Here is an 11,914-nt window from a genome sequence, read left to right as displayed (position 1 = left end):
CTCAAAAAAATCCGGCAGGAAAATCAGATGGTAAAGGAGATGGGGGCCTGCCGGGGCCGTTCCAGGCCCTCCCGCTCGGCCTGCTGCAGCAGGTCCGCCAGTGTGATGGCAGCAAGGCGTTCTTTCACGCCCTCATTCAGTTCCGCCCACAGAGGCGAAATGACCAGAGACTGGAGAGGATTGTTTTCCTTCCCCTGTTGCAGGGCGGCCACATCATCCCGGACACCGACAGCACAGACGATCTCATGCAGGTTCACGACACGTGGGGAACGCCCCAGCCTGTATCCTCCCTTCGGCCCGCGTACACTGTCCAGAAGGCCCGCCCGGGACAGGGACTGGAGCACGGGTTCGATGCCCCGCCGCAGCAGGCCACTGCGCTGTGCAATGTCCGCCCCGCTCACGACCCCGGAACGCCCGGCATGAAAAGCCACGTCAAGCATGATGGACAGGGCTGTCAGGATACGGTCATTCTTCAGATACATCATTCACTCTTCGGCCACCAAAGCATCAGCTTCTTTTAGCTCATCTCACGTCTTAGAAAAGGGGTTCATGAGAATGACTCTCGTTTCTTTGAGAATTCTTCGGGCAATCCATCAGGAGCAGCATGACGAATGCCAGGCAGACCTGCTAGGCTGCCTGTAACACTCATCATGGCAAGGAGCACCAGCGATGACAGGATCATCCTCTTCGAAATTTCCCTTTCCACTTTCCCGCACCCCTTTCGCAGAACCGCGCGGCCATGTCTATCCATCCTTCATGGAAGTCGTGGGAGGCACGCCTCTGGTGGCCATCCCCCATCTGACGGAAAAGGAAGGGCTGAAGGCCCACGTACTGCTCAAGCTGGAGTTTTTCAATCCGCTTGCTTCCGTCAAGGACCGCATCGGCGTGGCCATGCTGCGTGAGGCCCAGGAAAAAGGCCTGATCACGCCCGGCAAGTCCATCCTGGTGGAGCCGACCTCCGGCAACACGGGCATTGGCCTTGCCTTCGCCGCCGCAGCCATGGGCTACAGGATGATCGTCACCATGCCGGAAAGTGCCTCGATGGAACGCCGGAAGATGCTGGCCCTCATGGGGGTGACGCTGGAACTGACACCCGCCCAGCAGGGCATGAAGGGAGCCATCACCAAGGCGCAGGAAATTCTGGCCAGGACGAAAGACGCCTGGATGCCCAGCCAGTTCACCAACCCGGCCAACCCGAAAGTCCATGAAAAAACGACGGCTGAAGAAATCTGGACCGACACGGCCGGAGCCGTGGATGCCGTCGTGGCAGGCCTGGGCACCGGAGGAACGGCTTCCGGCATTGCCCACGCCCTCAAGCCCCGCAAGGAAGGGCTGAAGGTTTTCGGTCTGGAGCCTTCCGAAAGTGCCGTCCTCAACGGTGATGATCCCGGTCCGCATGGCATCCAGGGCCTTGGGCCGGGTTTCAAGCCGGATACGCTGGATGTCCGTGCGCTGGACAAGGTCATTCCCGTCACCGAGCATGACGCCCTGACCACCGCCCGACTCTGCGCCAGCACGGAGGGCCTGCCCATCGGCATTTCTGCCGGGGCTGCTCTCTTTGCCGCCATGGAGCTGGCAAAGAAAGATGAGTGGGCAGGCAAGACCATTGTCGCCATCATTCCCGACTTTGCCGAGCGTTATCTTTCCACGCCGCTCTTTGCCGGCCTGTAAGATCAGGACACCATAAAAAAGCCTCCGCTCCTCACGACAGGAGCGGAGGCTTTTTTCATGTGGGGAAGGTCCAGTCCGCCTTCCCCAGCGAAAGACGCCTCATTCAGACGTGTAACCGCCGTCGATCACCAGCTCGGTTGCCGTGACGAACTTGGATTCATCAGACGCCAGATACAGGACGCCATAGGCCACGTCTTCCGGCGTGCCCAGATGACCGACCGGGTGGATGTCCACCAGATGCTGGTAGGCGGCCTTGTCGGTACGGGTCAGCTCATCAACCAGCGGTGTTTGGATGTAACCCGGGCAGACGCTGTTGATGCGGATCTTGTACCCGCTGCGGGCACAATGCAGGGCCGCAGACTTGGTGAGCATCTTCACGCCGCCCTTGGAAGACCCGTAAGCGGCCAGATTCGGAATGCCGACCAGTGCGGAGCTGGAACACATGTTGACGATGGAACCACCCTGACCGCCATTCAGCTCACGCATGATCTCGACGGCATATTTGGTGCCGAGGAAAACACCATCCAGGTTGATGGACTGCACACGCCGCCAGTCTTCGAGGGACGTGCTCTCGATGGTGCCGTCAAAGGCGATGCCCGCATTGTTGACGACGATGTCCAGGCGGCCATCATGCTCCCTGATGGCGGCCATCGTCTTTTTCCATTCCTCTTCCTTGGCCACGTTCAACGGCAGGAAACAGGCCTTGCCACCAGCCTTGCGAATTTCTTCGACAACCTCTTCACCACCCTTCGGGTTGAGGTCCGCCACGATGACCTTGGCACCTTCCTTTGCGAGAACCTTGGCAATGCCCTTGCCGATTCCGCTGCCTGCGCCAGTCACGAGTGCGATTTTTCCAGAAATCCGTCCCATCTGTCATCTCCTCAGATAAAGGGTCCGTTACCACGCTACTCTCTTCGCACGAAATATCTTTGACTTATATCAAAATAACCCCGCCCCCGTGACTGCACGAGGCCGGTTCTTTTCACGGGCTTTACTGCACCCCGCAGTCTACGGCGATTTTCGGATTCATTCCCCATTAATGCATATCATCCATGCCCCCATGACACGCCCCGCCTGCCCATCCGAGAACATGGCGGAACGGGATTCCTTTATGACGAAATCATATCGTCATTCATTCCTCTTCCCCTGAAGCCCGTTCCAGAGGCGGAAAGGCAGGAGCAGACCCTCTGAACAATTATTATAAAACAGCATGATGTAAAAAAAATTGTCTCAAAATTCATTTTTCACTTTCAAATCTGAATGATTACCCCATTATGACACTCAATCCTGTTGTTTCAATAAATAACTATCATATACAGTGTTATGGAGTTCCCCTCATGGCTTCCACCGCCTTCGCCCCGTCTTTTCCCCTCCCCGCCAACACGGAGCTGAAAGCCACCCCCCTCAGCCCCGCCATCGGTGCCATCGTGGAAGGCGTGGACCTCTCCCGCCCCCTGTCCCCTTCACAGAAGAACAACATCCATCAGCTGCTCCTGCGCCATCAGGTTCTTTTCTTCCGCAGCCAGACCATATCTCCGGCCCAGCAGCGTGATTTTGCCCGCAACTTCGGCAGGCTGCATCTCCATCCCATCTTTCCCACCGTCCCTGACGTGCCGGAAGCCATCGTGCTGGACACCGCCAAGAATGACCTGCGGGACAATGCCCTCTGGCATACGGATGTCACCTTCCAGCAGGAACCGCCAATGGGGGCCGTGCTGACCAGCCGCCTCCTGCCAGAGACAGGCGGCGGAGACACGCTCTGGGCCAGCGGCACGGCCGCCTATGACGCCCTCTCCGACGGCATGAAGCGGAGGATCGACGGGCTGACGGCCCAGCATGACTTTCTCCGCTCCTTTCCCGTCTCCCGTTATGGGCGGACGGAAGCGGAACTGGAAAAATGGGCCGAAACACGCAATAACTTCCCACCTGTGACGCACCCCGTCGTGCGCGTGCATCCGGAAACTGGAGCAAAGGCCCTGTTCGTGAATGAAGGTTTCACGACCGAAATCAATGACGTGGACCCCGAGGAGAGTGCCGCACTGTTGGCTTATCTGACCCGTCATGCCACAAGGCCGGAGTTTTCCATCCGCTGGCGGTGGGAGGAAGGCGATGTCGCCTTCTGGGACAACCGGATCACGCAGCATTATGCCGTGAATGACTACCTCCCGGCCCGGCGGATCATGAACCGTGTCACAATCATCGGGGACCGCCCCTATGGCCCCGCACGTCAGGAAGGATAAGAACAAACCCGATGAGCCAGCCTACCAACATGACGGCAGCCTCTGCCACCCCCAGCATGAACCGTTTCAAGGGCCTGCATGTCGCCATGATCTCCATTGGCGGGATCATCGGTGCGGGCTTGTTCGTCGGGACATCAGCCACCATCGCCGCCGCCGGCCCTGCTGTCCTGCTCTCCTATCTTGCGGCGGGTCTTGTCGTCTGGCTGGTCATGCGTCTGCTGGGGGGGCTGGCCATCAATGCCCGTGGCCAGGGGTCATTCATCACCCACATCGCCACCCATAACGGCCCAAGGGCCGCCTTCGTCACCGGCTGGAGCTACGCCTTCCTCTGGGCCGTGACGGCCGGGGCGCAGGCGGTTGCCGGTGGCATGATCATCGGCCGCCTGGCAGGCATCGCCCCGCTCTGGGGAGCACTCGTCCTTGTCGCCATCGCCTGGACCATAAACCGTCTCTCCCTGCGCCATTACGGGCAGGCGGAAACCGGCCTCTCCATCTTCAAGCTGCTTTTTCTGGGCGGCTTCATCGCCCTCGGGCTGGGCTGGCTCATCCTGTCCGGCCATCCGCTGGCACTGGCCCTCAACAACATGACATCACATGGAGGTCTCTTCCCCAAGGGCAGCTGGGCCGTCATCGGGGCCGTCCCCATGATCGTGCAGACCTTCACGGGCTGCGAAATCGCCATCATCGCCGCAACGGACAGTGACCGCCCCCTGCGGGCCATCGCACGCACCATGCGGCGTTTGCCCCTCCAGGTCCTGTTCTTCTATGCCGGGTCGGTGCTGGTCATCATCTCCCTCCTGCCGTGGAGCGACGTCCATGTCGGGCAGTCCCCCTTCCTGAGCGTCCTGGAATATCTCCGGGTGCCTCTGGCCCGTTATGCCGCCATTGCCGTCACTCTGGTGGCGGTCCTTTCCTGCCTCAACTCCGCCGTCTATGTCGTGTCCCGCACCCTGCGTGAACTGGCCGACCTCCGCCTGGCCCCGCAGAAGCTAACCCTTGAGACGGCCCAGCAGGTACCCATCTGGTCCCTGCGCCTGACGACCCTTCTGGAACTGGCCGTCATCGCTGCCGCCATCGGCTCACCGGAGACGCTCTATCCCGTTCTTCTTGGCTCATCCGGCGGGCTGATCCTGTTCATCTATTTCATGATCGCCATAGCCTACTGGCTCTGGGCACGGCAGTCACAGACCGCCACGGCCCTGCCCCTGGCCAGAAGCCTGACCATCCTCATTCCTGTTCTCGGGGCCATCCTCCTCATCCTGCCATCGGCACGGGGAGATGCCCTGCTGTCTCTTGCCGTCATTCTACTGCTGACACTGGCCAGTCTGGTCGCTGTCGCCCGGCGATGTCTGCACAAGGCCTGACACCACTCCGAAACGCCGGGACACCGTCACCAGAACAGGAACGTCCCGGCCGCCTTACTCTCATCGCCCCATGGACCTGTTATGAAAACATACCGCCATCTGTTCTGGATGGGCCTCACCGGCCTGTCCGCACCTTTCGTCATGCCCGCCTCAGCCCAGCCCGCCAGTTTCCATGACGGTTCGGAAACGGACCATCAGACCCATCACGTCACTTCCCGCCACGCAGGCGGAAAAGCAGGCCGGGTCCGGTCTCCATCTCTCCATCCGGCAGGCACCGCCACCACACGTCAGGCTCACCCCACCACCGCCAGGGCAGGACACCATTCCCGCAGGACCGTTCATGGCGGCTATGAGTCCCTGTCCGTCCGCACCCGTCACATCGTGCAGGGCACGCAGCTCGTGCTGGGGCACAAGCAGCTGGAACAGCAGGTACCCGGCACCAACCCCCTCCGCACGCTGGCCCAGATGCCGGGCGTGCAGTTCCAGTCCGACGATCCGCAGGGTGTGGACACCTACTCGACCCAGATTTACATGCATGGCTTCATCCAGAACGAGATCGGCATGACTCTGGATGGCCTGCCCCTCGGGGAGCCGACCTTCCGCAACTATAACGGGCTGAACCCGCTACAGGCCATTTCCTCGGAGAATGTGGAGCGGCTGGAGGTCACCCAGAGTGCCGGGGCGGAAAGCACGGCCAGCACCAACAATCTGGGCGGCAGCATCAACTACGTCTCCAGCAACCCCAAGAACAGAACGGGAGGACTGGTCGCCCAGACCTTCGGCAGCAATGCGCTGTTCCATTCCTTCTTCCGGTTCGATTCTGGCAGGCTGAATGAGAGCGGCACGAAGTTCTACGTCTCCTACATGCGTAATCAGGGCGACAAATGGAAAGGCGGCGGAGATCAGTTCATGCAGCAGGTCAATGCCAAGCTGGTCCAGCCCATCGGAGAGCGGAGCCAGGTCTCCACCTTCTTCAACTGGGATGCCCTCCAGATGGTGAACTATCAGGACTACGCTCCCAGCTGGCTGGACCAGGCAGGGTCCCGGCTGGACAATTTCTACGGGCGGCCCGGCGCATGGGCCAGAGCCTACCGGGCCGCAAAGGGCCAGTACCCTGCCGCCTATGAGCGGCTGTCAGACCCCAAGGATGTTTCCTACTACGACAGTACGGCCAGCTCGTCCGACCTGTTCGGAGGCATCAAGGCTGACCTTGCCCTGACCGACCGCCTGACATGGAAAAGCAGCCTCTATGGCCACAGCGAGACCGGCCACGGCACCTATGCCAGCCCCTATGCGTACCAGAATGGCGTCGATACCGTTCAGCTCAATGGTGGCCCCATTTTCGAGCAGGTCCGCCATCCTTCCATCGAACGGTTCGGCGGGCTGACTTCCTTCGATTACCGCCTGAAGCGGCATGATCTCTCCGTGGGGTTCTGGTACGAGAACAACCGGTATGATTCCTACGCCTATGCCTACCAGCAGCCCGACAGCCCCAACGGCACACCCCTGAATCCATTCGGGAGCTTCAGGAACGTTCCCGGCCGGACCCTCTGGGGGCAGCGTTACAACACCAACAGCTTCACGGCCTACGTGCAGGACACCTATCACCCCATCAGGTCCGTTGCGCTGCATTTCGGCTTCAAGTCCATCCTCAATACGACCCGTGTGGGCCATGCCACCAACTGGGAGCCCCGCTTCCCAGCTCTGGCCAGCGGAGAAAGCCTGACGACCGCCAAGGCCTTCCTGCCCCACATCAGCGGGGACTGGCACTTCCTCCACCATCATGAGCTCTTCTTCGACATTTCGGAGAATGCCCATGCCTACAGCCAGTCCGGCTACAACTCCAGCAACTCACCTTTTGCGGTGTCCCAGCTTGCCTACGACGCCACGAAGAACAGCCTGAAGCCGGAAACGGCCTGGACCTTCGCCGGAGGCTACCGCTACACCGACCATCTCATCCAGAGCAGCCTGTACCTGTACCGCACCAACTTCCATAACCGCCTTCAGCAGATTCTGGGCAGTGCGGGGGCCGGGTCCATCCTCACCAACAACACCTCCACCGTGCAGAATGTGGGGGGCGTGACCATGAATGGCGTGGATGGGGCCATCACCATCACGCCGCGCCCGGCCTCGCCCTGCTCAACAGCATCAGCTACGACAAGGCAACGTACGACCAGAACATACGCAGCGGCGGAACGCTCTATGCCACGAAAGGTCGGCAGGTGGTGGCGTATCCCCGCTTCATGTACAAGGCCCGCCTCTCCTATGAGTGGCGGCATCTGCAGGCCTATGTCGATACCCAGTATTATGGGAAGCGCAGCTATGACTATGTGGGCGACTACAAGCTGCCAACCTACTGGCTGGCCAATTTCGGCCTGATCTACACGCTGGACATGACCCATCTCGGAATGCGCAACCCCACGGCCGTGCGGAATCTGGTCTTCGCCTTCAACATCTACAATCTGGCCAACACCAGATACGCCTCCACCGTGGGCCAGAACGGCTTCACGATGGATAACCAGGGCGGAGCAGCCTACAACAACCAGTCCATCCTTCTTGGCGCACCCCGCCAGTTCTTCGGCTCCGTCAAGGCGGAGTTCTGAGACACCCCACCTGCAAGAACGGGCCGGAAAGGACAGTCCCTTCCGGCCCGTTTCTGTAACCTCTTCCAGAAGCCACCCCCTCAGGCGGGGCTGACGGCGGTATTCTGATAATAGAACTGATAGCGTCCCAGCTGGTCTTCCCAGTCCTTCACGTTGGCTCCTTCCGGCAGGACCACGCTGTCAAACCCGCAACGTCTGAAATGAATGGCCTGATCCGGCAGAAGATGGCCGGACGCCCGGATTTCCCCTTCATACCCTTCATATTCCCGCAGGGACCGTGCCTGCGTGAATGCCCGCCCGTCCCGGAAGACGGGGAACTCCAACACGATCAGGGTCAGGCTGCCAAGATGGGAGCGCAGCTCCTCCACCTCGACATCCGGTGCCAGAGAGATGGCCGTGCCCTGCCGGGTTTCCTTCCACTCCTCGAAAGGAACGGGAGCGGCCGCCTCCAGCGGTTTACGCCCGCTGAGATCAAACAGTTTCATAAGCCACCTCCTTGAAAGCCTTCAGGCCACACCGCTTGAGCATCGCAGCGAAGGTCTCGCCTTTCTGACGTTGCCCGAGATAGAACTCCACGATGCGGGCCACGGCATCCACGGCTTCATCCTCTGCAAAGGACGGACCCAGAATTCCGCCAATGGCCGCATTCTCCCCGGCATCCCCACCAAGAAGAATCTGGTAGGTCTCGGCCCCCCGCTTGTCGACCCCCAGAAGACCGATATTACCCACGTGATGATGCCCGCAGGCATTGATGCAGCCCGACATGTGGATGCTCAGAGCCCCGATCTCGGCCTGCAGGTCGGCATCACCGAACCGGGCCCCCAGCTTCTGCGCCAGTGGCAGGGAGCGGGCATTGGCCAGATTGCAGTAATCCAGCCCCGGGCAGCTCACGATGTCGCTGATGAGACCGACATTCGGTGCAGCAAGGCCCAGCGCCTTCAGGCCCTGCCACAGTTCATGCAGCTGGTCCTTGCGGACATGCCCGAACACCAGATTCTGAAGATGCGTGACCCGCACCTCACCAAATGAATGACGCTCGGACAGATCAGCCAGACCGTGCATCTGCTCGGCCGTCACATCACCGGGAATGGCCCCCGGTGTCTTCAGGGAGATGACGGCACAGATATGGCCTTCATCCTGATGAGGATGGGTATTGCTGGCCACCCAGCGGGCAAAGACGGGATCAGCCTTCTTGTGCTGCTCCAGCACGTCGGCCGCATCTGCCGGGGCCTTGAGGTCCGGCAGGGCGAAACGGGCACGAATCTGCGCCACATGCTCCGGTGTCAGCCGGTAAGCAGAACGGTCCATGCGGGCCAGCTCTTCCTCCACGGCCTTACGGAAGGCCTCCAGACCGATGGTCTGCACCAGAATCTTGATGCGGGCCTTGTAGAGATTGTCCCGCCGTCCAAACGCATTATAGACACGCAGAACGGCCTCCAGCGTGGCGATCAGGTCTTCTTCCTTCACGGAATCGAAAAGTTCCTGCCCGACGACCGGCGTCCGCCCCAGTCCACCGCCCACGAAAAGACGGAACAGCGGACCATTCTCACCAGGACGGGCCAGCAGGCCGATGTCATGGAAACGGGCCGCCACCCGGTCTTCCGGGCTGCCGGAAATGGCGATCTTGAACTTGCGGGGCAGAAAGGTGAACTCGGGATGCAGGGTGGACCACTGCCGCACGATCTCGGCATGGATGCGGGGGTCCATCAGCTCATCCTTTGCGGCCCCGGCAAACTCATCCGACGTGACGTTACGGATGCAGTTGCCGCTGGTCTGGATGGCGTGCATGTCCACCTCGGCCAGCTCCCGCAGGATGGTCGGGACGTCCTTCAGCGCAATCCAGTTGAACTGGATGTTCTGCCGGGTGGTGAAATGGCCGTAATTCCGGTCATACTTGGCCGCAATGTCGGCCAGCCTGTGCAGCTGGCGGCTGTCCAGCACGCCATAGGGAATGGCCACCCGCAGCATGTAGGCATGAAGCTGGAGATAGACCCCGTTCATCAGCCGCAGGGGCTTGAACTCTTCCTCGCTCAGCTCGCCGGAAAGACGACGACGGACCTGCCCTTCAAACTCGTTGATGCGCTCCTGAAGGAAGGTCCGGTCCCGCTCCTCATACTGGTAATGCCCGACAGACCGTGACGCAGGCTGTGTCATCCTACCTTCTCCTTTTCCCGCACCGGGGCATGATCGTAAGAAAAATCCGGGTGAACGCTCGGCCCGTGGGCCCGGATGGCTTCCCGTGTCGTGACAGGCTCGGGAGGCCGGGTATCCCTGGCCACGACCTCATATACGGCCACGACCTCTTTCTGTTCCGCCTCGGCCAGGGCACGCTCCAGAGCCGGACCGGCCTCCTCATAGGTGAAGCGGACAGCCTCGGCGATGGATTCATGCCAGTGATCCCCCTCGCCAAGCCAGACAATACGGCCATCCAGCAGACGGCTGGCCGTCAGCAGCAGGATTTCCCCTTCTCCCGGGCGGGAAAGACGTTTCATCAGGCACTCTCCTTCGATGTGCTGTAACCGGGCACAGCCTGCACCACCTCGCCACGGTGATGCACCACTTCTCCCACAATGATCAGTACGGGACTCTGCAGCCTCTGACGACGGACATCTTCAGCAATCGTGCCCAGCGTGCCCGTCACGCAACGCTGGTCTGCACAGGACCCCCGATGGACGACCGCCACCGGCCAGCTTTCCGGCAAGCCATGATCCTGCATCTGCCGGCACAGCTCTGCCATCGAGCTCAGCCCCATATAGATGACGACCGTCTGCCCTCTGCGGGCAAGGCTGGGCCAGTGCAGGTTCAGCGTTCCATCAGCCCGGGCATGGCCTGTCACCACCACGCAGCTCTGGGCGCAGTCCCGATGGGTCAACGGAATCCCGGCGGCGGCGGCACAGCCATTGGCCGCCGTGATGCCGGGCACGACCCGTACCGGCACATTGGCAGCCAGCAGGGTCTCCATCTCTTCCCCCCCACGGCCGAACACGAAAGGGTCACCCCCCTTCAGCCGCAGGACACGTTCACCCCGCCTGGCCCGGCGCAGCATCTCGGCCTCTATGTCGCTCTGCGGCAGGGTGTGATGGCTCCGCTTCTTGCCGACATAGACACGCTCGGCATCACGCCGCACACGGTCCAGCACGTCCGGCGCCACGAGATTGTCATACAGGACGCTGTCCGCATTCTGCATCAGGCGCAGAGCCGCAAGGGTGAGCCAGTCCGGGTTTCCCGGTCCAGCCCCCACAAGCCAGACCTCCCCCTGCGGACGGTCCGCCTCACCTTCGGCCACCGCCACGAGCTGCTCCAACTGCTCCCGTGCCCGGTCTTCCTCCCCGGCCAGAGCAGCCTCATAGGCCGGGCCATCCACGAAAGATTCCCAGACACGCTGCCGCTGCTTCATCCCCGGCAGGCGGTCCTTCAGCCAGCCCCGCTGCTTCCGCATGAAACGGGCGGCCTCGCCCATTCTGGCCGGGAGCATGGCCTCGACCATCTGCCGGACACGACGGGCCAGAACCGGAGAGGCCCCGCCAGTCGTGATGGCCACCTGCACGGGGGACCGGTCCACCAGAGCCGGAGTTATGAAGCTTGAAAGAGCCGGGGCATCCACCACGCAGACGGGCACCCGCAGCGCATGGGCCTGACGGGCCACCATCTCATTGACGGCCTCATCATCCGTGGCGGCAAAGACCAGTGCCATGTCTGGCAGGACGGCCTGAAGGGCGTCTTCTTCCACCCTGCCCTGACGGAACGCAGCCTGCCCCTGCTCCACCAGAGCGGCCAGCTCGGGATGCAGTGTTTCCGCCCAGATGTGGATCATCCGGCATCGCCCCTTCAGCAGACGCATCTTCTGCACGGCCACCTGCCCGCCCCCCACAAGGAGGGCGTCACGCTGGTCCGTCCGCAGAACGATGGGCAGATAGGAAGAGGGCTTCGTCGTCATGCGGGGAGCATGTCAAATCTGGGCCAAAAATCAACTTATTATTTTGTTGTTTTTATAAATCACGATGTTTTTTAGTTCAAATTGCCTGTCCACCCTTCT

The 11,914-nt window shown here is 61.1% G+C and carries 11 protein-coding genes; 5 read left to right on the top strand and 6 right to left on the bottom strand.

All coding sequences use genetic code 11. The annotated features are described in order from the left end of the window. Positions 1-23 precede the first annotated feature (23 nt). Positions 24-482: an RrF2 family transcriptional regulator gene (locus CPA56_RS08040; protein ID WP_182041622.1), complete on the bottom strand. Its 459-nt coding sequence runs from the start codon at positions 480-482 to the stop codon at positions 24-26. A gap of 187 nt (positions 483-669) precedes the next feature. Between CPA56_RS08040 and cysK the strand changes: the two genes are divergently transcribed. After that, positions 670-1,671 (top strand): cysteine synthase A, encoded by a 1,002-nt coding sequence (gene cysK / locus CPA56_RS08035; RefSeq protein WP_182041504.1) that lies wholly within the window; start codon positions 670-672, stop codon positions 1,669-1,671. 99 nt (positions 1,672-1,770) lie between these two features. Here the strand turns inward: cysK and CPA56_RS08030 are convergent, their stop codons facing one another. Continuing rightward, the gene (locus CPA56_RS08030; RefSeq protein ID WP_182041503.1) at positions 1,771-2,541 is read right to left on the bottom strand and encodes an SDR family NAD(P)-dependent oxidoreductase; all 771 of its coding nucleotides are present in this window, start codon (positions 2,539-2,541) and stop codon (positions 1,771-1,773) included. A 467-nt stretch (positions 2,542-3,008) separates the two neighbouring features. Here CPA56_RS08030 and tauD point away from each other — a divergent pair, with 467 nt between their 5' ends. From tauD to CPA56_RS09490, 4 genes are all read left to right on the top strand, one after another. After that, positions 3,009-3,911, top strand: coding sequence for a taurine dioxygenase (tauD, locus tag CPA56_RS08025; RefSeq protein WP_182041502.1), 903 nt, complete (start codon positions 3,009-3,011; stop codon positions 3,909-3,911). Between the two features lie 11 nt (positions 3,912-3,922). Beyond that, positions 3,923-5,275 (top strand): amino acid permease, encoded by a 1,353-nt coding sequence (locus tag CPA56_RS08020; RefSeq protein WP_182041501.1) that lies wholly within the window; start codon positions 3,923-3,925, stop codon positions 5,273-5,275. An 81-nt stretch (positions 5,276-5,356) separates the two neighbouring features. Beyond that, positions 5,357-7,654, top strand: coding sequence for a TonB-dependent receptor (locus tag CPA56_RS08015; RefSeq protein WP_229707553.1), 2,298 nt, complete (start codon positions 5,357-5,359; stop codon positions 7,652-7,654). After that, the gene (locus tag CPA56_RS09490) at positions 7,606-7,878 is read left to right on the top strand and encodes a hypothetical protein (protein WP_229707552.1); all 273 of its coding nucleotides are present in this window, start codon (positions 7,606-7,608) and stop codon (positions 7,876-7,878) included. Before CPA56_RS08015 ends, CPA56_RS09490 begins: the two co-directional genes overlap by 49 nt. Before the next feature lie 80 nt (positions 7,879-7,958). On the opposite strand, the gene CPA56_RS08010 is transcribed toward CPA56_RS09490, so the two are convergent. From CPA56_RS08010 to cysG, 4 genes are read right to left on the bottom strand one after another with little or no spacing between them, the layout of a single operon-like run. Beyond that, positions 7,959-8,363 carry a DUF934 domain-containing protein gene (locus tag CPA56_RS08010; protein ID WP_182041500.1) on the bottom strand — a complete coding sequence of 135 codons (405 nt, stop codon included), beginning with the start codon at positions 8,361-8,363 and terminating at the stop codon, positions 7,959-7,961. Then, the gene (locus tag CPA56_RS08005) at positions 8,350-10,032 is read right to left on the bottom strand and encodes a nitrite/sulfite reductase (RefSeq protein WP_182041499.1); all 1,683 of its coding nucleotides are present in this window, start codon (positions 10,030-10,032) and stop codon (positions 8,350-8,352) included. Before CPA56_RS08005 ends, CPA56_RS08010 begins: the two co-directional genes overlap by 14 nt. Beyond that, positions 10,029-10,370: a DUF2849 domain-containing protein gene (locus CPA56_RS08000; protein ID WP_052349231.1), complete on the bottom strand. Its 342-nt coding sequence runs from the start codon at positions 10,368-10,370 to the stop codon at positions 10,029-10,031. The genes CPA56_RS08005 and CPA56_RS08000 overlap by 4 nt, the downstream gene beginning before the upstream one ends. Further along, positions 10,370-11,815, bottom strand: a complete 1,446-nt coding sequence (gene cysG / locus CPA56_RS07995; RefSeq protein WP_182041498.1) for a siroheme synthase CysG — start codon at positions 11,813-11,815, stop codon at positions 10,370-10,372. Before cysG ends, CPA56_RS08000 begins: the two co-directional genes overlap by 1 nt. Positions 11,816-11,914: the final 99 nt, after the last annotated feature.

It is taken from the genome of Bombella mellum, from assembly GCF_014048465.1.
Lineage (GTDB): Bacteria > Pseudomonadota > Alphaproteobacteria > Acetobacterales > Acetobacteraceae > Bombella > Bombella mellum.
This window is presented reverse-complemented; position numbering and strand designations above follow the sequence as displayed.